Genomic DNA, 21,699 nt, shown 5'->3' on the forward strand with positions numbered 1-21,699 from the left:
AGTGGATACGAGTGCTCCTGCACTCGTATCCACTCACGGGGCATCGGCATCAGCAGCAGCGGCTTCCCGGCTTGGCGTCCGCTCCCGCGATGCGGCGGCGTTCGAACTCGCGCCGCGAGAGCGGGGGCGTGTCCCCGTGCTCGCGGGCGTGCCGCTCGAGGTAGCGGTCGTACTGCGTCTCGCCGGTGAGCTCGCGCAGGTACCAGTGCACGCCGCGCCAGGCCTTCACGAGGCTCGTCACGCGCGTTCCCCGGCCGCGGCGAGCGCCCGCTTCTCCTCCGCCGTGGCGATGAGACCCGCAGGCGCCACGATCGTGGACGGCACCGCGGGCACCTCCGTGCTGGGCAGCGGTTCGGACGAGGTCAGCGCCCGGTACCAGACCAGCATCGCGTTCACGATCACGATGATGATCAGGACGGCGAACAGGATCGACAGCACGCCGTCGACCGTGGAGTTCACGACGACGGCCTGCATGTCGTCGATGTCCTTCGCCGGGCCGAGGACCTGGCCCTGCTCGAGCGCGGCGGCGTACTTGTCGCGCTGGGCGAAGAAGCCGAGCTTCGGGTCGGCGGAGAACACCTTCTGCCAGCTCGCCACGAGCGTGACGGCGGCGTCCCACGCGAGCGGCACGAGCGTCACCCAGGCGTACTTCGCGCGCCCGGTCTTGATGAGGATCGTGGTGGCCACGGTGAGGGCGACCGCCGCGAGCAGTTGGTTGGCGATGCCGAACAGCGGGAAGAGCTGGTTGATCCCGCCCAGCGGGTCGGTGACGCCCGCGTAGAGGAAGTAGCCCCACGCCAGCACGACGACCGCGCTGGTGATCCACTGCCCGGGCTTCCAGTTCTGGTTCGCGAACGGCTTGTAGACGTTGCCGAGGGTGTCCTGCAGCATGTAGCGCCCGACGCGGGTGCCTGCATCCACCGTGGTGAGGATGAACAGGGCCTCGAACATGATCGCGAAGTGGTACCAGAACGCCTTCATGGCGTCGCCGCCGAACGCGCCGGAGAAGATCTCCGACATGCCGACCGCGAGCGTGGGCGCACCACCGGTGCGCGCCACGAGGGTGCTCTCCTGCACGGCCGCCGCGGCCGCGCTGAGCTCCTGCGGCGTGATCTGGAACCCGAGGCTGGTCACGGCCTCGGACGCCGACTCGACCGTGCTGCCGAGCACCCCGGCGGGGGCGTTCATCGCGAAGTAGAGCCCGGGGTCCAGGATGCAGGCGGCGATCAGTGCCATGATCGCGACGAAGGACTCCATGAGCATCGCGCCGTAGCCGATGAGCCGCACCTGCGACTCCTTCTGGATCAGCTTCGGCGTGGTGCCCGACGAGACGAGCGCGTGGAAGCCCGACAGGGCGCCGCAGGCGATCGTGATGAACACGAACGGGAACAGCGACCCGGCGAACACCGGGCCCTGGCCGCTGAAGGCGAACTCGGTGAACGCCTGGGTGTTCATCGTCGGCGCCGTGAAGACCACGCCGAGCGCGAGCAGCCCGATCGTGCCGATCTTCATGAACGTCGACAGGTAGTCGCGCGGGGCGAGCAGCATCCACACCGGCAGCACCGACGCGGCGAAGCCGTAGACCACCAGGCAGATCACGAGGGTGCGGGGGTCGAGGGTGAACGCCTCGGCCCAGCTCGAGTTCTGCACCCAGCCGCCCGCGACGATCGCGAGCAGCAGCAGCGCCACCCCGAGCACGCTGGTCTCGATGACCCGGCCCGGGCGGATGCTGCGCAGGTAGAAGCCCATGAAGATGGCGATCGGGATCGTCATCGCGATCGAGAACGTGCCCCACGGCGAGTGCGCGAGCGCGTTCACGACGACGAGGGCGAGCACTGCGAGCAGGATGATCATGATCGCGAACACGGCGACCAGCGCGGCGATGCCGCCGACCACGCCGATCTCGTCGCGCGCCATCTGCCCGAGGCTGCGGCCGTCGCGCCGCATCGAGAAGAACAGCACGACCATGTCCTGCACGGCGCCGGCGAAGATGACGCCGACGATGATCCAGATCGTGCCGGGCAGGTAGCCCATCTGCGCGGCCAGCACCGGGCCGACGAGCGGTCCGGCACCCGCGATCGCGGCGAAGTGGTGGCCGAACAGCACCCGCCGGTCCATCGGCTGGAAGTCGGTGCCGTTGTTCAGCCGCTCGGCGGGGGTCGCCCGGTCGTCGTCGGCCTTCAGCACGCGCCGGACGATGAACCGGGCGTAGAAGCGGTAGGCGATCGCGTACGAGCCGAGTGCGGCCGCGACCAGCCAGATCGCGGAGACGTTCTCCCCGCGGGATACGGCCAGCACACCCCACGCCACGGCGCCGACGATGGCGACGGCCGTCCAGATCAGCACCGAGCGCGGGTTCATCCGCGATCGGGCCTCGGTGAGCGTCATGCGGTGCCTCCGGGGGTGAACCGGCGTTCCAGCCTCAGCAACATCACTTCTCCTCGACTTCCGCAGCGCCGTCGCCGCGGTCCGAGCAGTAGTTGCGGATGCGTGTCGTCCGGTTGACAACCGGAGTGCACTTTCCCGCGTGATCCCCGGCTGCCGGGCATGGACACGGGCGGGAACGCCTGATGAGGTGTGAGGGCCATGGACGAGCCGCTGGCCACACTCGCGTTCCTCGCCGTGCTCGGCGGAACGTCGGCGGTGGCGTTCTCGGCGCGCTGGTTCCACCGCCGCGAGGTGCTGCCGCACCTGGAGGGGTGGGCACTGGGCGACCGGCGGTTCGGCACCGTGGTCACGTGGTTCCTGCTCGGCGGCTCGATCTTCACCGCGTACACGTTCGCCGCCGTGCCCGGCCTCGCCTACGGCACGGGAGCGCTGGGCTTCTTCCCGCTGGCCTACACCGTGATCCTCTGCCCGGTGCTGTTCGTGCTGCTGCCCCGGCTGTGGGCGGCGGCGCGGCAGACCGGAGCGGTCACCGTGGCCGACTACGTGCGTGCGCGCTACGACTCGCCGGCCCTGATGCTCGTGGTGGCGCTCACCGGGGTGCTGGCCACGATGCCCTACATCGCGCTGCAGCTGCTGGGGGTGCGCGCGGTCCTCACCGCCGGCGGCCTGTACCCGGACGGCCTGGCGGGAGACCTGGTCCTCACCGCGGTCTTCGCCGTCCTGGCCGGCGCGACGTTCCGCAGCGGGCTGCGCGCCCCGGCCGTGATCTCGCTGGTCAAGGGCGTGCTCGTGTTCGGCGCCGCGGTCGGCGTGCTGGCGGTGGCGGTCGGACGGGTCGGCGGGTTCGCCGCGGTGTTCGACGGCGCCGACCGGCAGCTGCGCGCGGGCGGGGGCACCGGGATGCTGCTCGACCCGGCCCTGCACCCGGCGTTCGCCACGCTGGCGCTCGGGTCCGCGCTCGCCCTGCCGATGTACCCGCACGTGCTCACCGCAGCGTTCGCCGCCGACGGCCCCGCCACTCTGCGCCGCAGCGCCGTCGCCATGCCCGCGTGGACGTTCGTCCTCGGCCTCTTCGGGCTGCTCGGCATCGCGGCGCTGGCCGCGGGCATCGTCGCGCCGGTGGGCAACGCCGAGGTCGCCGTGCCGCTGCTGGTGCGGGAACTGCTGCCGGAACTGGTCAGCGGCGCGGTGTTCGGGGCGCTCGTCGTGGGCGCGCTCGTGCCGGCGGCGGTCATGTCGGTGGCGGTGGCGGCGCTGTTCACCCGCAACGTCTACGTCGAGTTCTTCCTCCCGCACGCCACGCCGAAGCACGAGGTGCGGGTGGGGCGCTGGGTGTCGCTGCTCGCGAAGGTGGCCGCGCTCGCGTTCGTCTTCGGCCTGCGCGAGCAGGACGCCATCAACCTGCAGCTGCTCGGCGGGATCTGGATCCTGCAGACGTTCCCGGCCGTCGCGCTGGGCCTGTTCACCGGCTGGTGGCACCGCTCGGCGCTGCTCGCCGGGTGGGCCGCCGGGATGCTGGTCGGCACCGTGCTCGCGGTGACGGGCGGCTTCACCTCCGTGGTCGCGATCGGGCCCGTGCTGCTCTACGTCGCCGTCGTGGCCCTCGCGGTGAACCTCGCCGTCGCCGCGCTGCTCACCCCCGTGTTCTCCGGTCGCGGCATGCCGCGCACGGGGGTGGCCTCGTGAAGGACGCCCGCGCCGGTGTCCGCGCCCCCGTGCCCGACGCCGTGCCCGACGCCGCTGCGCGTCCCGACCCCGACCGCGAACGCGAGGAGGCGATCGCGGCGCTGTTCGAGGTGCACCACCTGCCGCTCGTGCGGCTGGCCGTGCTGCTGGGCGCCGACGACGCCGAGGACGTCGTCGCGGAGGCGTTCTACCAGCTCTACCGCCGCTGGCGGCGGCTGCGCAGCCCGGAGGCGGCGGCGACGTACCTGCGTTCGGTGGTCGTCAACCTGACGCGGATGCGCATCCGGCACCTGCAGGTGGTGCGCAAGCACGCCGCGAAGAACGGCGACGAACCCCAGCACGAGGCATCCGGCGAGGAGCACGCCGTGCTGCGGGACGACCAGAAGGCGCTGGTGGACGCGGTGCGCGCGCTACCGGCCCGGCAACGGGAGGCGTTGGTGTTACGGTTCTGGCTCGACCTGCGGGAGAGTGAGATCGCGGCGGCGATGGGCATCACGGCGGGGTCGGTCAAGGTGCACGTCTCCCGGGGGATGGCCGCGCTGTCGCGCGTGCTCGAGGAGCGCAGATGACCACACCAGGCGCCGACGAACGGCTCCGCGAGGCGTTCGACGCACTCGCCTCGGGTGTGCGTGCCGACCCGGAGGCCTACCGGCGGGCCAGCGCCGGCTGGCGGCGGCGCTACCGGCGCAGGCGGCTCGTGCTCGCCGTCCTCGCCGCACTGGTGTTCACCGCCGCCGACGCCGTGGGGCTCTGGGCGCTCAGCCAGGCCGACCCGAACACGCACGTGATCTTCTCCGACCAGGTGGAGGGCCCGGTGGCGCCGGGGCAGGTCGACCGGATCGGCCAACCCTGACCGTCACTCCGCCCGCGACCGGAGCTTCCTCATGAGGGCGCGCACGTCGGCCACGGGCCCGAGGTGGTGGAGCTTGTCCGGGTTGATCACCGACCGGATGGTCTGCACCGCGCCGTCGGCCACGTCCAGGACGAAGACGTTCGTGATCCGCCCCTCCGGGTCGAGCACCAGCGCCCCCGGCTGCCCGTTGATCTCGCGCGGGCGGATGGTGACGCCCACCTCGCGCATCTGGCTGCCGATGGAGGCGAACAGGCGCGACACCTTGTCGACCCCGGCGATCGGCACCATCCACTGCGGCGCCTTGCCGCCCCCGTCGCCGTAGACCACGACGTCGGCGGCGAGCGTGCCCACCAGCGCGTCCAGGTCGCCGTCGCTGACCGCGGCGAAGAAGCGCTCGGCGAGCTGCCGCTGCTCCTCGCGGGTGGCGTCGAACCGCCGCCTGCTCTCCTCGAGGTGCCTGCGGGCGCGCGTGGCGAGCTGGCGGCTGTTCGCCTCGCTCTTGCCGACGATCGAGGCCACCTCGTCGTAGCCGTAGCCGAACACGTCATGGAGCAGGAACACGGCCCGCTCCACCGGGTTGAGCCGCTCCAGCACGAGGAGGAATGCCATGGACAGCGAATCGGCCTGCTCGGCGTGCCCGGCCGGGTCCTCGCTGTCGTCGGTGAGCAGCGGCTCGGGCAGCCACTGCCCGACATACGACTCGCGCCGCACCCGGGCCGAGCGCAGGTGGTCGATCGACAGCCGGGTGGCCACCGCCGACAGGTAGGCCCGCGTCGACTCGATCCGGGTGCCCTCGGCGAGCGCCCGCTGGTGGCGCAGGTACGTCTCCTGCACGACGTCCTCGGCGTCGCTGACCGTGCCGAGCATCCGGTAGGCGATCGAGAACAGCAGCGGGCGCAGTGCCTCCGGCGGCTCGTCGGGCTCGCTCATCCGCGGGCCGACCGGGGTGCGGCGGCGTCGGTCAGGCCGTGCCGGAAGCCGTCGCGCCAGCTGGCCCACCGCGGCTGCCAGCCCAGCTCGCGCTTCGCCTTCTCGTTGGACGAGCCCCGGCCCTCGGTCATCCAGCGCACCACGACCTCACCCGCGAGCGGGCGCGCGAGCCATACCGGCAGCCGCAGCGGCGGCTTCGCGCCCACCGCCTCGGCGAGCTGCGGCAGCCACTCCGCCACGGACGCCGGGTCGTCGTCGACGACGTTGTAGATGCCCGCAGGCACGTCCCGCTCCACAGCGGCGACCGTAGCGGCGGCGGCGTCGTCGAGGTGGATGAACGACCAGATCCCGCTGCCCGCACCGACCACCGGCATCTTGCGCGCCCGCACGATGTCGATCATCGACTCCGACGCGCCCGGCCCGTAGAAGTTGCCGTAGCGCAGGACGATGCCGGTGAGCGGTGCCTCGGGCACGGCGCGCTCCACGAAGCGGATGGCGGCCATGCTCTCGCGCTGCGCCTTCGCGGGTTCGGGGTCGAGGGGGTCGTCCTCCGTGGCGACCGCCGGGCCGGACCGGCTGCTGGTCCACCCGGTGTAGCTCTGCGCGACGAACTTCGCGACCCCACTGGCCTGCGCCGCGGCGAGCAGGTGCCGGGTGCCTTCCGTCCGCAGCGCGTTGGTGCCTGCGAACCAGCGGTCGAACCGGCGCAGGTCCGCCTCCGCCGAGATCGCGGTCATCTGATGCACGACGACGTCCGGCTGCGCCTGCGCGACCGCCTGACCGACCGCGGCGCCGTCCAGCCCGTCGAGCACCACCGCGCGGGCGCCGAGCGCCTGCAGCTCGCCGACCTTGGCCGCGCTGCGGGTCGTCGCGGTCACCTCGTGCCCGCCCGCCACCAGCTGCGGCACCAGCCGCCGGCCCAGCGCACCCGTTCCGCCTGCGACGAAGACCTTCATCACCGTCTCCTCCCACTCCTGCGACTCTCTCGCCACCGAAGACGAGGTGCCGGGACGGCCAGTGACAGTGACCTGCGTCATGCGGCGGCGAGCGGGCCGGCCTCCTCGTGGCTGTCGAGTGGGTGGGCGATCTCGTCCGCGGGCAGGCGCCAGCCGAGGACGGCGGCCACGGCGAGGAATACAGGTACGAGCCCCGCCACCACGAACGTCATCGGGATGCCGATCAGCTCGCCCACCGGGCCGGCCACGGCCATCGAGACCGGCTGAGGGCGAGCGACACGAAGAAGTCGAGGCTCGACACCCGGCCCAACAGGTGGGGCGGGACGCGCCGCTGCAGGAGCGTGCCCCAGATGACCATGGCGGCTGCGCCCGTGAACCCCACGACGAAGGCGGCCACCGCCATGACCACAGCTGCGTGGTGAGCCCGATGAGGGCGAGCGGGGCGGCGCCCGCGCCCCACAGGAGGTTCATCGTGGTGAGGTAGCGGCGCGGCAGCCGCCACGACGACACGACGATCGACCCGACCGCCCCGCCCACCCCGAACGCGCCGAGGACGAGGGCGAAGCTGCTCGCCCCGCCGCCGGTCTGGTCGCGCACGGCGAACGGCAGGAGCACCTCGAGCGGCCCGATCAGCACGAGCACGTAGAGGGAGGCGAACGCGAGCGTGGCGAACAGCCAGCCCGTGCGGAACAGGTAGCGGAAGCCCTCGGCGAGGTCGCCGAGCACCGACGTGCGCTCCGCCGGCGCCACAACGGCCACGCGGCGCATCGCCAGCAGCGTGACCGCGGCGACCGCGTGGACGGCACCGGTGAGCAGCAGCGCGCTGCTCGGGGCGAACGCGCCGACCAGCGCACCGGCGAGGGCCGGGCCGAGCGCCTGCTGGGCCACCGGGCGCAGGGTGCCCTCGACGCCGTTGGCGGCGAGCAGCTCGTCGGCGGGCAGCAGGGTGGGCAGGATCGCCGAGTACGCCGGGAAGAAGAACGCCTCCGCCGCGCCGAGCACGAACGCGATCACGGCGAGGTGCCACAGCTGCAGCGCTCCCGTGACGGCCAGCACGCCCGCCGTGCCGGCCGCGGCGACCCGCACGCCCTCGACGCCGAGCAGCAGGGCGCGTCGGGGCAGGCGGTCGGCCGCGACGCCGCCGACCAGCGCGCTGACCAGCAGGCCGACCGCCGTGGCCGTGGCCACCACGGAGAGCTCGGCAGGCCCCCCGCCGAGCGCGATGACCTGGTACACGCAGGCGACGAGCCACAGTCCGCTCGCGAACAGCGAGGCCGCCATCGAGCCGGCCAGCAGCCGGTACTCCCGGTGGCGGAACGGGCGCAGCGGCCGGGGCAGGCGGGTGGCGGGCTTCATCACGGATCCACGGGACGACATGAAGGCGGGTGGAGGTCAAGAGTTGCGTCGGCGACGGTAACGTCACGCCCCGACGGCTTCATCCCATTTGCGGCCCGGTGCCCCGGCCCCGCTCACCCCGTGTGCGCGCCCGTGGAGCGCGGTCGTACACTGGTGTTTCGGCGCGCCTACCTGGCGCCGGTTCCGTCGTGCCTCCCGCACCCCACGGTCCCGGAGCAACGACGTGCCCGAGTACGGAACAAGAGTACGTCCACCTGTCACGGAACGCGGAGGACATGGCCAAGAAGGACGGGGCGATCGAGGTCGAGGGCCGGGTCGTCGAGCCCCTGCCGAACGCGATGTTCCGCGTGGAGCTGGAGAACGGACACCGGGTCCTCGCACACATCAGCGGCAAGATGCGTCAGCACTACATCCGGATCCTCCCCGAGGACCGGGTCGTGGTCGAGCTGTCGCCGTACGACCTGACCCGCGGCCGCATCGTCTACCGCTACAAGTGACGGAGCTTGCGAAGTCACCATCCGACACAGCACGCACGTCATGTCGGCGCCGAGCGCCAGCGAGGCGATGACGTGACGACCAGACCAACGAGAGAGCGACGGACGTGAAGGTCCAGCCGAGCGTCAAGAAGATCTGCGACAAGTGCAAGGTGATCCGCCGTCACGGGCGGGTCATGGTGATCTGCGAGAACCTGCGCCACAAGCAGCGCCAGGGCTGATCACCTCAAAGTCGCGGCACACCTGAAGAGGAACCCAGCGCACCTACCGCGCCACACGGGCGCCACCACCCCCGGAACCAGGCCGGGGCCCGGATCGCAGCATCCGGGGCGGGCGCTGGGCAGACCTGGCGAACACGACAGAGGAGAACCACGCCGCATGGCACGCCTGTCCGGCGTCGACCTCCCCCGCGAGAAGCGGATGGAGATCGCGCTGACCTACATCTACGGGATCGGGCGCACCCGGTCCAAGGAGATCCTGGAGGCCACGGGCATCAGCCCGGACCTGCGCTCCCGGGACCTCACCGACGAGGACGTCGCCGCCCTCCGCGAGTACATCGAGAACAACTACCGCGTCGAGGGCGACCTGCGCCGTGAGGTGCAGGCCGACATCCGGCGCAAGATCGAGATTGGCTGCTACCAGGGGATCCGGCACCGCCGGGGCCTGCCGGTGCGCGGCCAGCGCACCAAGACCAACGCCCGCGGCCGCAAGGGTCCGAAGAAGACGGTCGCCGGCAAGAAGAAGGCAGGTAAGAAGTAATGCCGCCCCGCAGCCGCGCTGCGGCCGGGCCCAAGAAGGTCCGCCGCAAGGAGAAGAAGAACGTCGCCGTGGGCCAGGCCCACATCAAGAGCACGTTCAACAACACGATCGTCTCGATCACCGACCCCGCCGGTGCCGTCATCGCGTGGGCCTCGGCCGGCCACGTCGGCTTCAAGGGCTCGCGCAAGTCCACGCCGTTCGCGGCGCAGATGGCCGCCGAGAACGCCGCGCGCAAGGCCGCCGAGCACGGCATGAAGAAGGTCGACGTGTTCGTGAAGGGCCCCGGTTCCGGCCGGGAGACCGCGATCCGTTCGCTGCAGGCAGCCGGCCTCGAGGTCGGCACGATCTCCGACGTCACCCCGCAGCCGCACAACGGCTGCCGTCCGCCCAAGCGGCGCCGGGTCTAGGGGAAGGGAGTAACAAGACATGGCTCGTTACACCGGCCCCATGACCCGCAAGTCCCGCCGGCTGAAGGTCGACCTCGTCGGCGGCGACCAGGCGTTCGAGCGCCGTCCCTACCCGCCCGGCCAGCACGGCCGGATCCGGATCAAGGAGACGGAGTTCCTCCTGCAGTCGCAGGAGAAGCAGAAGGCGAAGTTCGCCTACGGCGTGCTGGAGAAGCAGTTCAGCCGCTACTACGAGGAAGCCAACCGTCGCCAGGGCAAGACCGGTGACAACCTGCTGCAGATCCTCGAGTCCCGGCTGGACAACGTCGTGTACCGGGCGGGTCTCGCCCGCACCCGGCGGATGGCCCGGCAGCTCGTCAGCCACGGGCACTTCCTGGTCAACGGCCAGAAGGTGAACATCCCCAGCTACCGGGTGTCGAAGTGGGACATCATCGACGTGCGGCCCAAGTCGCTCGGCACCGACCCGTTCATCATCGCCAAGGAGCTCCTCGGTGACCGCCCGGTCCCCGCGTGGCTCCAGGTCGTCCCCTCGAACCTGCGCATCCTGGTGCACCAGCTCCCCGAGCGGGCCCAGATCGACACGCAGGTCAACGAGCAGCTGATCGTCGAGCTCTACTCCAAGTAGCGCTCGAGCTCCCCCGGTCCCGCAGGGTGGGACCGGGGGCCCTCACTGCGGCATCAAATAGCGGTTGCCGCAGGGTGTTAGGAGGCACCACACCATGCTGATCTCTCAGCGCCCCACCCTCACCGAGGAAACGGTCGTCGACACCCGTTCCCGGTTCGTCATCGAGCCGCTGGAGCCGGGCTTCGGCTACACGCTGGGCAACTCGCTCCGGCGCACGCTGCTCTCCTCCATCCCCGGCGCCGCCGTCACGAGCATCCGCATCGACGGCGTCCTGCACGAGTTCACCACCGTGCCCGGGGTCAAGGAGGACGTCACCGACATCATCCTGAACCTCAAGGAGCTCGTCGTCAGCTCCGAGGAGGACGAGCCGGTCACGATGTACCTGCGCAAGCAGGGCCCCGGCACCGTCACCGCGGGCGACATCGTGCCGCCCGCCGGTGTCACCGTGCACAACCCGGACCTGCACATCGCCACCCTCAACGACAAGGGCCGCCTCGAGGTGGAGCTCGTCGTCGAGCGGGGTCGCGGCTACGTGCCGGCCATGCAGAACAAGGCCACCGGCGCCGAGATCGGCCGCATCCCGGTCGACTCGATCTACTCGCCGGTGCTGAAGGTCACCTACAAGGTCGAGGCCACCCGCGTCGAGCAGCGCACCGACTTCGACAAGCTGGTGCTCGACGTCGAGACCAAGCCCTCGATCACCCCGCGGGACGCGCTGGCATCGGCCGGCAAGACCCTGGTGGAGCTGTTCGGGCTCGCCCACGAGCTCAACACCGACGCCGAGGGCATCGAGATCGGCCCGTCGCCGCAGGAGGCCGACACCATCGCGGCCTTCGCGATGCCGATCGAGGAGCTGGACCTCACGGTCCGCTCGTACAACTGCCTCAAGCGCGAGGGCATCCACACCGTGGGCGAGCTGGTGGGCCGCAGCGAGGCCGACCTGCTCGACATCCGCAACTTCGGCGCCAAGTCCATCGACGAGGTCAAGATGAAGCTCGTCGGCCTCGGGCTCGCGCTCAAGGACAGCCCGCCCGGATTCGACCCGTCGGCCGCGGCCGTCGAGTACGGGTCCGAGGCGTTCGACCCCGACCACTTCGGGGACGACGGCCAGGACTACGCAGAAACGGAGCAGCTGTAGCCATGCCTCAGCCCACCAAGGGGCCCCGCCTCGGCGGGTCGCCCGCGCACCAGCGGCTGATCCTGGCCAACCTGGCCACGGCGCTCTTCGAGCACGGCCGGATCACCACCACGGAGGCCAAGGCCCGCAGGCTGCGGCCGTACGCGGAGCGGCTGATCACCAAGGCGAAGCGGGGCGACCTGCACAACCGCCGGGAGATCATGAAGGTCATCCGCGACAAGTCGGTCGTGCACCGGCTCGTCGAGGAGATCGGGCCGTTCTTCTCCGACCGCAACGGTGGCTACACGCGGATCACCAAGACGCTGCCGCGCAAGGGCGACAACGCCCCCATGGCCGTGATCGAGCTGGTCTCGCAGCGCACCGTCACCGACGAGGCCGACCGGGCCCGCCGGGTCGCGGCGTCCCAGCAGGCGGCGACCGCCCCGGCTCCGGCCGAGGACACCACGCCGGCGGAGGACACCACCGCGGCTGACACCACCGAGGCCGTCGAGGAGAGCGCCTCCACCGAGGACGCGCCGTACGGCGAGGGCAGCCACGCCCCGCTGGACGACCCGTCCGAGGCCCCGGAGGGCTTCCCGATCAAGGGCAACGAGGACTCGAAGCTGTACCACGTCCCCGGGTCGGCGCACTACGACCGCACGGTGGCCGAGGTCTGGTTCGCCACGCCGGAGGCCGCCGAGGCCGCCGGTTTCCAGCTGCCCGCCTCCCAGCGTGAGGACGACGGCTCCGAGGAGTCCTGATCACGCACCAGCACCACACCGTCGAGCCCGCCGCCCACCAGGGTGGCGGGCTCGACGGCGTTCGACCGGTGTCGCGGTTGCGGCTCGACATCGCCTACGACGGCACCGACTTCTCCGGCTGGGCGCGCCAGCCCGGGCGCCGCACGGTGTGCGGTGTGCTCGAGGACGCGCTCGGTGTCGTCCTGCGCGAACCGGTGGCGCTCACGGTGGCCGGGCGCACCGACGCAGGCGTCCACGCCACCGGCCAGGTGGCCCACGCCGACCTCGCGTCCGGACCGGAACCGGAATGGCTGGTGCGCCGGCTCGCGCGGCTGCTGCCCCCCGACGTGCGCGTGCGCGCCGTCACCCCGGTGCCCGCCGAATTCGACGCCCGCTTCTCCGCGCTGCGCCGCCACTACCGGTACCGCGTCGCCACCACCCCGTACGGCGCCGAGCCGCTGCGTGCGCGCGACACGCTCTCCTGGCCGCACCCGTTCGACCTCGCCGCCGTCCAGGCCGCCTCCGACGCACTGCTGGGGGAACACGACTTCGCCGCGTTCTGCAAGCGCCGCGAGGGCGCCACCACGGTGCGCGGGCTGCAGCAGCTCACGTGGACCCGCGACACCGACGGCGTCGCGCAGGCCGCGGTGTCGGCCGACGCGTTCTGCCACTCGATGGTGCGCAGCCTCGTCGGCGCGCTCCTCGACGTCGGGCGCGGGCGCCGCACCCCCGACTGGCCCGCCTCGCTGCTGCACCGGTCCGAGCGGGCGAGCGAGGTGCCCGTGGCGCCCGCCCACGGCCTCACGCTGGTGGCCGTCGACTACCCCCCGGCCGACGAGCTCGCCGCCCGCTCCGCAGCCACCCGGCGCCTGCGCGTGCCGCCGAGCTGAGAGCCGGTTCACCCGATCGGGTCAGGTTCGGTCGCTCCACCGGCCCGACGCTTGGAATTTGCCCCTCGGCAATTCACACCACGGGACACAACACGTACCGTAACGCCGACCGGCGACCTTCACCCGAAGGTTCGAGCCTCACCCGTTGCGCCCCCTGCGAATGGAGACGCCTTGACGATGACGCCTGAGGTCCGGCTCGGGGGGCCGGAACGCGCCACCGCCTGTTGCGGGGGCGTCTCCCCGGACGTCGGCAAGCGCCACGTGGCCGACCTGCGCGCCGCACGCACCGTCACGCCGGCCCAGCTCGACCAGGCCGTACACCAGCTGCGGGAGCGCCGCGGGCGGCCCGCGGCCGAGCAGATGCAGGCCATCCTGCGGGCGCTCGACCTCACCGTGGTGCGCGACAGCGAACATCGGCGTTAACCCTGCCGCGGTGGTGTTGCCGCCGCGGCGCCCGTGATCGAAAGTGGAGCGGTGACCGCCGAGCCCTCACCCAGCGCCACCGCCGCCGGCCGCGACTACGGCGATCGGGTGGCCGCCGTCGAGCCCGGCGGCAACGAGCCCATCCCGGCCGCCGAGCGGCACGGGCGGCCCCGCCAGCTGTTCTGGACCTGGACGTCGCCCAACCTCGAGTTCGCCACGATCTTCCTCGGCGTGCTGTCCGTCTCGGCGTTCGGGCTGACCTTCGCGCAGGCCGTGGCCGCGATCCTGCTCGGGAACGCGCTCTCGGCACTGGCCCACGGGGCGCTGTCGGCCCGGGCCCCGTCGATCGGCGTGCCGCAGATGGTGCTGGGCCGCTCGGCGTTCGGCTACCGCGGCAACGCCGTCCCGTCGGCGCTGATGACGATCACGTCCGGATTCGGCTGGTTCGCCGTGAACAGCGTCAGCGCCGCGTTCGCGCTGGAGTCCCTCACCGGCCTGCCCGCCCCGGGATGGCTGGTGGCCGTGGTGGTCGTCCAGATCGCGGTCGCGTTCGTCGGGCACAACCTCGTGCAGGCCTTCGAACGGTTCGCGTTCCCCGTGCTCGCGGTCGTGTTCGCGATCGGCGCGGTGATCGTGCTCGCCCGGACCGACCCGTCGTTCGTGCCCGAGGGCGGCGGCACCGGCGGGCTCGGCGGCTTCCTCCTCACCGTGGGCGCGGTCGTGGGCTACACCGCGGGGTGGACGCCGTACGCGGCCGACTACGCGCGCTACCTGCCCGCCGACTCGTCCCGCACCCGCACCGGCCTCGCCGCGGGGCTGGGGCTCTTCGGCTCCACGAGCGTGCTGATGATCGTCGGTGCCGCGTCCGTGAGCGCCACGACGGCGGCAGGCGCGGCGTCCGACAACCCCACCACCGCGTTCGTCGGCGTGCTGCCGGACGCGCTCGCCGCGCTCACGCTGCTGGCGATCGCCCTCGGCGCGGTGGCGGCCAACATCCTGAACGTCTACTCGGGCTCGATGGCCTTCCTCAGCGCCGGGGTGGACGTCCCGCTGCGCTGGGCCCGCGCGGTGGTCGCCCTCGCGTTCGGCGTGATCGGCTTCCTGATCGCGCTGGTGGCCCTCGCCGACGCCGCCCACAGCTACGAGGCGTTCCTGCTCGTCATCGTCTACTGGATCGGGCCGTGGCTCGGCGTCGTGCTCACCGACCAGTACCTGCGCCGCCGCGGCCTTCCGGTCGAGGTGCTCTACGACCGCACCCGCCGCAACCACGCGGGCGTCATCGCGCTGGTCGCCGGCATCGCCGTCTCCGTGCCGCTGTTCTCGAACCAGGCCCTGTTCACCGGCCTCGTCCCGCGGCTGGTGCCCGGCGTCGGGGACGTCACGTTCATCGTCGGGTTCGTGCTGGCGGCGCTCGTGTACGCGCTCCTCGACCGGAGACTTGCCACCACCACCGCGGGACCCGCAGAGTGAGGCCCGTGGCTCCCGACCCCACCGACCTGCTCGAGATCGCGCTCGCCGAGGCCAGGACGGGCCTCGACGAAGGCGGCATCCCGATCGGCGCCGCCCTGTTCACCGCCGACGGCACGCTCCTCGGGCGCGGCCACAACCGGCGGGTGCAGGACGACGACCCGTCGATGCACGCCGAGACCGCCGCGTTCCGGGCCGCGGGCCGCCAGCGCGACTACCGCAGCACGGTGATGGTCACCACGCTGTCCCCGTGCTGGTACTGCTCGGGGCTCGTGCGCCAGTTCGGGATCGGCGCCGTCGTGATCGGCGAGGCGCGGACGTTCTCCGGCGGGCACGACTGGCTCGCCGAGCACGGCGTCACGATCACGCTGCTCGACGACGAGCGGTGTGCGGCGCTCATGACCGACTTCATCGCGGCCCGGCCCGAGCTCTGGTACGAGGACATCGGAGGTGTCCCGGCATGATCCCCACGATCGACCTGGCGGCGTGGCGCGCGGGCGACCCCGCGATCGGGCCGAAGGTGGACGAGGCGCTCCAGCGGGCCGGCTTCCTGCTGGCGGCGGGCCACGGCGTCGACGACTCGCTGCGCGCCGACGTCCGCGCCGCGGCACGCCGGTTCTTCGCGCTCCCCACCGAGGTCAAGCAGCAGTACGCGGTGCGGATCGGCGGGCGGGGCTGGCTCGCGCCCGGCGTCGAGGCCAACGGCAACGTCGAGGGCGAGGAGACCCCACCGGACCTCAAGGAGTCGTTCGCCGTCGGGCCGGAGACGCCCACCGGCGACCCGGCCGTCGACGCGGTGTGGTTCCCGCCGAACGTCTGGCCGGCCGAGGTGCCCGAGCTGCAGGTCGCGGTCGGCCGGTACGTGGCGGCGATGACCGCGGTGTCCCGCGAGCTGCTCGAGATGTGCGCCGACGCCCTCGGCCTGCCGCGCGACGCCCTCACCTCGCTCGCGCGCAACCCCACCTGGACGTTCAACATCAACCGGTACCCGCCGCTCACCGAGGTCGGCCACCCCGCGCCGGGCCAGTTCCGCATCGGCGCCCACACCGACTTCGGCACCGTCACCGTGCTCGACCGTGAACCGGGAGCGGGCGGGCTGCAGGTCGACGTCGACGGCGCGGGCTGGTCCGACGCCCCCTACGACCCGAGCGCGTTCACCGTGAACATCGGCGACCTGCTCGCGCACTGGACCGGGCTGCGCTGGCGCTCGGGCCGCCACCGCGTGCTCCCGCCCCAGCCGGACGCCCCCGACGAGGAACTCGTCTCACTGGTGTTCTTCTTCGAGCTCGACCACGACGCGCTGGTCACCCCGCTCACGCCGCCCCTGGGACGGCGAGCCGACCTGGACCCGGTGGTGTCCGCGCCGTTCCTGCGCGAGCGGCTCGACGCCATCTCGGTCGGATAGCCGCGCCGGTCAGATCGCCGAGAACGTGAGCTTCCCGGCGACGACCGACTGCACCTCCTGGAGCACCTGCTCGTCGCTCGACAACCCCACCGACTCGATGCCCACCAGGAAACGCGGCATCTCCACGTAGCGGACCAGCCCGACGAGCGGGCGGCCCTGCTGGTCGGCGAACTCGATGCGCACGTCGAGCCCGCGGTAGCCCTGCACGATGACCGGCCGGGTGTCGACCACCCGGCCCCCGGTGGAGTTCGCGGTGGCCGTGGCGGCCTTCCCGGCGTCGGCCCGGTAGCCGTCGGGGACCGGGAACACCGCGAAGGTGTTGACGACGCTCGCGGGCGCGCCGATCGCCCGGTACGAGGAGCCGCTCGACAGCGAGGTCTTCTCGGCCGGACCGAACATCCACGCGCTGGTCCCGCTGGACCGGTCTTCGACCGGGAGGAGGGGGCGGGGGATCCAGCCATCGGCCATCCACCGCGCCATCGCCGGGTCCTCCGGCGCGGCGGTGTTCGGCGCGCTCGTGCGCGGCGGCGCGGGAGTGGTGGTGCGCGGCGCGCTCGGGGTGATGACCGGGGCACTCGTCTGCGGCGCGGCGTGCGGGACGCCCGCGACGGTCACCGAGCAGCCCGCGAGGGCGGTTCCGGCGATCACCGCGGCGGCGACGGCTCGGACGATCCGGGAGCTGTGGCGGCGGGACATCGGAACCTCCGGGTCTCGGGTGCGGACATCCAGGACGACCGCCGCCGCGGCGCCGGGGTTGGGGGGTGCTGCGGATTTCCCCGAACGGCCCCGCCGCGTGGGTCCACGCGGCTACCGTCGGGCCGTGTCCCGCCGTGCGAGCCTCGTGCCGGCACCGGCCACCCGCGACCAGGCCGACGCGTACCGGTTCGGCCTCCGGCGGCTCGAGGCGGCGCTGGTGCGCGGCGACCCGGTGCCGCTGCACGAGCAGATCCGTGCGCAGCGCCGCGCCGCACTGGCCGGGGTGGTGCTCGGGCTGCTCGGGTTGTGCGGCACCGCTGTGTTCGCCGCGGTGTCCCCGCAGCCGGACTGGGCGCGTCAGGCCGTGGTGGTCGGCGCAGGTTCCGGCGCCATGTACGCCGTGGCCCATGGCCCGGACCGGCTCGTCCCGGTGGCCGACCTGACCGCCGCCCGCCTGGTGCTCGCCGCGCTCCGCGCGGGCGGGAGCAGCGACGCCGACCCGGCCACCGCCACGCCGGTGGTGGTTCCCGACGCCCTCCTCGACGGGGCGCCCCGCACCCCCGCCGCTGCCGTGCCCGGCGCGCTGGGCGCGCGCCCGGACGGCCCGCCGGTGCCGCCCGGCTGGGCCGTCTGCGACGCGGTCAGCCCGGAGGGCGCGCTCACCGCCACCACGGTGATCGGTGGTGCCCCGCCGCTCCCGCCCGGCCCGGCCGACGCGGGCGTACTGCTCGCCGTCGACGACACCACGTGGCTGGTCACGGCGGGCCGCCGCCACCGAGTCGACGCGACCGACGGCCGGGTGGCCGCGGCGCTGGGGATCACCGGGCGCGTGCCCAGGGCCGTGGCGCCAGCCCTGCTGTCGCTGCTGCCCGAGGGCCCGCCGCTGGCCAACCCGGCCGTCCCGGGGCGTGGGCGGCGCTCACCGGACGGGCTGCCCGGCCGGATCGGCGACGTCCTCGTCGCCCGTCCCGCAGGTGGCGCGCCGCAGCACTACGTGGTGCTCGCCGACGGGGTGCAGGAGGTGCCCGCGGTACTCGCCGACCTGCTGGGTGCGGCCGCGGGCACGGACCCGCCCCTGCCCGTCGGGGCCGCGGAGCTGGCCGGCACCACCGTGGTCGAGGACCTGGCCGTCGCGGGCTGGCCGGACGTGGCGCCGCGGCTCACCGAGGCCGCCGACGCCCCGGTGCTCTGCTGGACCTGGGCGGCGGGCGGCGACCCGGCCGGATCCGTCTGGACCGGTGCGGCCCCGCCCCTCGCCGGCCGCACCCCGGTGGAGCTGGCGCAGGCCGACGGGCCCGGCGACCGGGTCGACGCGGTCGCCGTCGGCCCCGGCGGGGCCGTGCGCGCCACCGGCCCGGGTGGGGAGCCCGGCGCCGGACCGCTGTGGCTCGTGTCCGGCAGCGGCGTTGCCCACGGCGTGGCGGACGAGGCCACGGCCGCCGCGCTCGGGATCACGACGGCCGCCCCCGCTCCGGAGGCCGCGCTGCGCCTGCTGCCGGCGGGCCCCACCCTGGATCTGGCGGCCGCGGGGCGCGTGGTGGACGTCCTCCCGGGCGGCTAGCGGCGCTCCGAGGGCCGGCACATCGGTAGTGGTGCTGGCACATCGGTTGCAGTCGGTGTGTGGGTCCGCGAGGTGGTGTGTGGGTGGGGTCGGCCGCCGGCGGATGGCGGCGCCCGACGACTGGCACATCGGTAGTGGTGCTGGCACATCGGTTGCAGTCGGTGTGTGGGTGCTCGAGGTGGTGTGTGAGCGGGGGACCTACCTGCGCCCCGGTCGCCGGCGGAGCACCACGACCGACAGCCCGGCCGCGGCGAGCAGGACCGCGGCGGCGATGAGGTCGAGCGGGCGGTCGGGGGCCCGGGGTTCCGGCGTCGCGCGCGGTGCGGTGCCGGGCAGCTCGGCCTCGAACGCGGCTGCGTCGCTGCGCCCGTCCGGCGTGAGGCGGGCCGGCTGCGCCGTGAGCGCGGCGACGGGGTCGACCACGCCGTGGCCCAGGGCGGCGGCGCCGGCGGGCGCCCGGCGGGCTGTGGCCAGGATGCGGTCGACGACCTCGGTGGCCGTGAGGTCCGGGAACCGTTCGCGGACGAGCGTGGCGAGCCCCGCCACCCAGGGTGCCGCGAAGCTGGTGCCGTTCAGCTCACCGGTGGTGCCGCCGCCCACCGCGAGCGAGCGCAGCCCGGTGCCGGGGGCGGCGACGTCGACCCACGGCCCGGCCACGGTGAACGGCGCCGGGGTGTCGTCGGGGCCGACGGCGCCCACCGTCAGCACGTCGTCGCCGTACCAGCCGGGCAGGGAGACCTGGCCCCGCGCGTCGGCGGTGCAGGAGCCCGAGCCGACGTTGCCCGCGGCCGCCACCACCACGACGTCTGCGGCGACGGCAGCGCGCAGCGCGGCCTGCACCGCCGCGCCCGCGGCGCTCGCGCGGGTGGCCGGCAGGCAGACCGCCTCGGAGATGTTGACGACATCGGCTCCCGAGCGGACGGCGAGCACGACCGCCTCCGCGAGCGTGGCGGTGTCGCCTGCCGCGCGGCGGCCGCCGTCGGGCCCGGGCACGTCGAACGAGGGGCTCGACTGCCGGATCGCGAGCACCTGCGCCTGCGGGGCGATCCCGAGCGGCGTGCTCGAGCGTTCGCCCCGCACCGGAGCGGCTGCGAGGAGCCCGGCGACGGCCGTGCCGTGGCCATCGCAGTCGTCGAGTCCGTCGCCGCCGGTGAGGTAGTCGCCGCCGCCCTGCAACCGGGCGCCGAGCAGCGGGTGCGGCGCCACGCCCGTGTCGATCACGGCGATCACCTGGCCGCGCCCGGTGGCGATCCGGTGCACGTCCGCGAGGCGCAGCCGGGCGGCGACGTCGGCGGCTGCGCCGGCCGCGTCGGCCCGCGGCGGCCCGCAGCGCGCGACCTGGCGGATCCCGGCTGCGGGGCCGGGTGGCAGCCCGCGGGGCGGCGCCACGCGCACGAGCGGTGGCGCGGGCGGGCCGGGTTCAGAGGCGACGAGGGCGGCCGGGACGGCCGCCGCGGCCGCGCCGGTGGGCGCGCAGGCGATCGCGAGGAGCGCCACCGCCGCGCACACCCACCCGCGGGCCATCGGCGCGTTCACAGCCCGCGGACGAGCCGGAAGAGGTCCATCGCGGCGAGGGCGAGCGGCACCGCCGAGGCGCCGAGGACCACGTCGAGCACGTCGACCGCGCGCCGGGCCACCGGGGACGCCGCCGGGCCGCTGTGGCCGAGCGCGGCGAGACCCAGCCCTGCCGCGAGCAGCAGCACCCCGACGGCGAGGGCGCTGAGCAGGGGTTCCGGCCGGGCGGCCGTGAGCAGCGCGAGCCCGACCAGGCCGATCACGGCGCACCCGAGCAGTGTGCGCGACGGTGCCGGGTCGGCGAAGCCGCGGGCGCGCAGGGCGAGCACCGCCACGACGACGCCGGCCAGCGTCGGTCCGGCCCAGCCGCCTGCGGCGGCCGCCGGGAGTGCACCCGCGACGGCGACGGCGGCGCACCCGCCGACGAGGCCGGCGAGGTAGCCGCGGGCGAGGTCGGAACGCTCGGCGAACTCGTCGGGCGGCAGGATGTCGGGCCCGCGGTCGGCGTCGACCAGCTCGGAGCCGTCGGCGGGCACCACGGGGCGGGGCAGCCCCGACAGGCGCAGCGCGACGCGCGGGAGCACCGGCCCGGCCACCAGCGCGAGCGCCGCCACCGCGGCGGCGGCGGAGCTGGGAGGGCTGCCGAACCGCAGCACGGCCACCGCTGCCAGCCCCACGGGCACGGCGGCCACCACCACGGCGACGAGCGCCGGTGCCACCACTCGGAGCGCGATCTGGGCGGCGGCCGCGACGGTGCCCGCGGCCGCCGCGGCGAGCAGCAGCCGCGCCGCAGGGGAGGAGCCGGACAGCGCCGTCCAACCGGCCGCTGCGGCGAAGGGCACCGCGGCCAACGCCGCGGTGTGCCCCGCGATCAGGGTGTGGGCTCCCGGCGCGGCGCGGGCGGACCGGGCGGCGAGGAGCACTGCCGCGCCGGCGGCGACCGTGGCGACGAGCGCGCTGCCCGCGGGCCCGCTCGCCAGCACCGCCGCCCCGGCCACCGCGATCAGCAGGACGGCCCCGGCGGCGAAGCCGCGGTGGTGCCGGTCGCCATCGCCGACCCCGGCGGCGAGGGCGTCGACCGGGTCGTCGAACACCGGCGGCGGAGGTGGCGGCACATCGGGCGCGAGGCGCAACAGCTCGCCGTCGGGAACGCCCAGCTCGGCCAGCGAGGCACCGGGCGGGAGCGGCGCGCCCGCCGCGCCCGTGAGCCGCCACGGCACCGGGCGCACGCCGAACACCGGCTCCCCGACCAGGTCGAGCACCATCGGGACCAGCTCGGCCACCGGCACGTCGGAGGGCAGCGCGACGTCCACCGCGGCGCGGGGCGCGAGCACCGTGAGGCGGCGGTACGGCGCGACGATCATCGTGTCCCCTCCGCTGACGAGTTCTCCCGAAACGGCCCGGCGCTGCCCGTCGGCTGCCTAGCATCGC

At 73.9% G+C, this 21,699-nt stretch carries 23 protein-coding genes and 1 pseudogene; 16 read left to right on the forward strand and 8 right to left on the reverse strand.

Going from position 1 to position 21,699, the window contains the following annotated elements:
* Positions 1-49: 49 nt before the first annotated feature.
* Together ACFPL3_RS01910 and ACFPL3_RS01915 are read right to left on the reverse strand one after the other, a co-directional pair.
* A complete protein-coding gene (locus ACFPL3_RS01910) occupies positions 50-241 on the reverse strand; it encodes a YbdD/YjiX family protein (protein ID WP_343941349.1) in 192 nt (63 codons plus the stop codon).
* Positions 238-2,388 (reverse strand): carbon starvation CstA family protein, encoded by a 2,151-nt coding sequence (locus ACFPL3_RS01915; RefSeq protein WP_343941348.1) that lies wholly within the window; start codon positions 2,386-2,388, stop codon positions 238-240. The genes ACFPL3_RS01910 and ACFPL3_RS01915 overlap by 4 nt, the downstream gene beginning before the upstream one ends.
* Before the next feature lie 198 nt (positions 2,389-2,586).
* On the opposite strand from ACFPL3_RS01915, the gene ACFPL3_RS01920 reads away from it, so the two are divergent.
* Genes ACFPL3_RS01920 through ACFPL3_RS01930 form a run of 3 tightly spaced genes read left to right on the forward strand, consistent with a single transcriptional unit; the run spans position 2,587 to position 4,927 of the window.
* The gene (locus ACFPL3_RS01920) at positions 2,587-4,074 is read left to right on the forward strand and encodes a sodium:solute symporter family protein (RefSeq protein ID WP_343941347.1); all 1,488 of its coding nucleotides are present in this window, start codon (positions 2,587-2,589) and stop codon (positions 4,072-4,074) included.
* Positions 4,071-4,643 (forward strand): RNA polymerase sigma factor, encoded by a 573-nt coding sequence (locus tag ACFPL3_RS01925; RefSeq protein ID WP_343941346.1) that lies wholly within the window; start codon positions 4,071-4,073, stop codon positions 4,641-4,643. The genes ACFPL3_RS01920 and ACFPL3_RS01925 overlap by 4 nt, the downstream gene beginning before the upstream one ends.
* Complete coding sequence (locus ACFPL3_RS01930; protein WP_343941345.1) at positions 4,640-4,927, forward strand: hypothetical protein; 288 nt, start codon at positions 4,640-4,642, stop codon at positions 4,925-4,927. Before ACFPL3_RS01925 ends, ACFPL3_RS01930 begins: the two co-directional genes overlap by 4 nt.
* A 3-nt stretch (positions 4,928-4,930) precedes the next feature.
* Here ACFPL3_RS01930 and ACFPL3_RS01935 read toward each other — a convergent pair whose 3' ends face one another.
* The 3 genes and pseudogenes from ACFPL3_RS01935 to ACFPL3_RS01945 form a co-directional block, all read right to left on the reverse strand.
* On the reverse strand, positions 4,931-5,857 hold the full coding sequence (locus ACFPL3_RS01935; RefSeq protein WP_343941344.1) for an RNA polymerase sigma-70 factor: 927 nt from the start codon (positions 5,855-5,857) through the stop codon (positions 4,931-4,933).
* Positions 5,854-6,894, reverse strand: coding sequence for an NAD-dependent epimerase/dehydratase family protein (locus ACFPL3_RS01940; protein WP_379588347.1), 1,041 nt, complete (start codon positions 6,892-6,894; stop codon positions 5,854-5,856). Before ACFPL3_RS01940 ends, ACFPL3_RS01935 begins: the two co-directional genes overlap by 4 nt.
* Positions 6,891-8,169, reverse strand: a pseudogene (locus ACFPL3_RS01945) (MFS transporter). The gene ACFPL3_RS01940 and the pseudogene ACFPL3_RS01945 overlap by 4 nt, the downstream one beginning before the upstream one ends.
* Positions 8,170-8,444: 275 nt before the next feature.
* On the opposite strand from ACFPL3_RS01945, the gene infA reads away from it, so the two are divergent.
* From infA to ACFPL3_RS02005, 12 genes are all read left to right on the forward strand, one after another.
* Positions 8,445-8,666, forward strand: a complete 222-nt coding sequence (gene infA, locus ACFPL3_RS01950; RefSeq protein WP_028929190.1) for a translation initiation factor IF-1 — start codon at positions 8,445-8,447, stop codon at positions 8,664-8,666.
* Positions 8,667-8,770: 104 nt separating this feature from the next.
* Complete coding sequence (gene rpmJ / locus ACFPL3_RS01955; RefSeq protein WP_010148647.1) at positions 8,771-8,884, forward strand: 50S ribosomal protein L36; 114 nt, start codon at positions 8,771-8,773, stop codon at positions 8,882-8,884.
* 157 nt (positions 8,885-9,041) lie between these two features.
* The gene (rpsM, locus tag ACFPL3_RS01960) at positions 9,042-9,422 is read left to right on the forward strand and encodes a 30S ribosomal protein S13 (protein WP_343941342.1); all 381 of its coding nucleotides are present in this window, start codon (positions 9,042-9,044) and stop codon (positions 9,420-9,422) included.
* Entirely contained in the window at positions 9,422-9,829 is a 408-nt protein-coding gene (rpsK, locus tag ACFPL3_RS01965; RefSeq protein ID WP_343941341.1) for a 30S ribosomal protein S11, read from the forward strand. The genes rpsM and rpsK overlap by 1 nt, the downstream gene beginning before the upstream one ends.
* Before the next feature lie 19 nt (positions 9,830-9,848).
* Positions 9,849-10,454 carry a 30S ribosomal protein S4 gene (gene rpsD, locus ACFPL3_RS01970; protein WP_343941340.1) on the forward strand — a complete coding sequence of 202 codons (606 nt, stop codon included), beginning with the start codon at positions 9,849-9,851 and terminating at the stop codon, positions 10,452-10,454.
* 94 nt (positions 10,455-10,548) lie between these two features.
* Positions 10,549-11,592, forward strand: coding sequence for a DNA-directed RNA polymerase subunit alpha (locus ACFPL3_RS01975; RefSeq protein ID WP_343941339.1), 1,044 nt, complete (start codon positions 10,549-10,551; stop codon positions 11,590-11,592).
* A gap of 2 nt (positions 11,593-11,594) precedes the next feature.
* Positions 11,595-12,332 (forward strand): 50S ribosomal protein L17, sunset domain variant, encoded by a 738-nt coding sequence (rplQ, locus tag ACFPL3_RS01980; RefSeq protein WP_465269428.1) that lies wholly within the window; start codon positions 11,595-11,597, stop codon positions 12,330-12,332.
* A 77-nt stretch (positions 12,333-12,409) separates the two neighbouring features.
* Positions 12,410-13,201, forward strand: coding sequence for a tRNA pseudouridine(38-40) synthase TruA (gene truA / locus ACFPL3_RS01985; protein WP_343941454.1), 792 nt, complete (start codon positions 12,410-12,412; stop codon positions 13,199-13,201).
* A 177-nt stretch (positions 13,202-13,378) separates the two neighbouring features.
* Positions 13,379-13,624 carry a hypothetical protein gene (locus tag ACFPL3_RS01990; protein WP_343941338.1) on the forward strand — a complete coding sequence of 82 codons (246 nt, stop codon included), beginning with the start codon at positions 13,379-13,381 and terminating at the stop codon, positions 13,622-13,624.
* A gap of 51 nt (positions 13,625-13,675) precedes the next feature.
* Positions 13,676-15,094, forward strand: coding sequence for a purine-cytosine permease family protein (locus ACFPL3_RS01995; protein WP_343941337.1), 1,419 nt, complete (start codon positions 13,676-13,678; stop codon positions 15,092-15,094).
* 5 nt (positions 15,095-15,099) lie between these two features.
* Positions 15,100-15,555, forward strand: a complete 456-nt coding sequence (locus ACFPL3_RS02000) for a nucleoside deaminase (RefSeq protein ID WP_343941336.1) — start codon at positions 15,100-15,102, stop codon at positions 15,553-15,555.
* Complete coding sequence (locus ACFPL3_RS02005) at positions 15,552-16,496, forward strand: isopenicillin N synthase family dioxygenase (RefSeq protein WP_343941335.1); 945 nt, start codon at positions 15,552-15,554, stop codon at positions 16,494-16,496. The genes ACFPL3_RS02000 and ACFPL3_RS02005 overlap by 4 nt, the downstream gene beginning before the upstream one ends.
* 9 nt (positions 16,497-16,505) lie before the next feature.
* Here ACFPL3_RS02005 and ACFPL3_RS02010 read toward each other — a convergent pair whose 3' ends face one another.
* Positions 16,506-17,192, reverse strand: coding sequence for a hypothetical protein (locus tag ACFPL3_RS02010; RefSeq protein WP_343941334.1), 687 nt, complete (start codon positions 17,190-17,192; stop codon positions 16,506-16,508).
* Between the two features lie 124 nt (positions 17,193-17,316).
* Here ACFPL3_RS02010 and eccB point away from each other — a divergent pair, with 124 nt between their 5' ends.
* A complete protein-coding gene (gene eccB, locus ACFPL3_RS02015; protein WP_379588348.1) occupies positions 17,317-18,753 on the forward strand; it encodes a type VII secretion protein EccB in 1,437 nt (478 codons plus the stop codon).
* 198 nt (positions 18,754-18,951) lie between these two features.
* Here eccB and mycP read toward each other — a convergent pair whose 3' ends face one another.
* Together mycP and eccD are read right to left on the reverse strand one after the other, a co-directional pair.
* Positions 18,952-20,277, reverse strand: a complete 1,326-nt coding sequence (mycP, locus tag ACFPL3_RS02020; RefSeq protein WP_379588349.1) for a type VII secretion-associated serine protease mycosin — start codon at positions 20,275-20,277, stop codon at positions 18,952-18,954.
* Positions 20,278-20,285: 8 nt separating this feature from the next.
* The gene (eccD, locus tag ACFPL3_RS02025) at positions 20,286-21,632 is read right to left on the reverse strand and encodes a type VII secretion integral membrane protein EccD (protein WP_379588350.1); all 1,347 of its coding nucleotides are present in this window, start codon (positions 21,630-21,632) and stop codon (positions 20,286-20,288) included.
* Between the last annotated feature and the right edge of the window lie 67 nt (positions 21,633-21,699).

Source organism: Pseudonocardia zijingensis (assembly GCF_042657305.1).
In the GTDB taxonomy this organism is placed as follows: Bacteria; Actinomycetota; Actinomycetes; order Mycobacteriales; family Pseudonocardiaceae; genus Pseudonocardia; species Pseudonocardia zijingensis.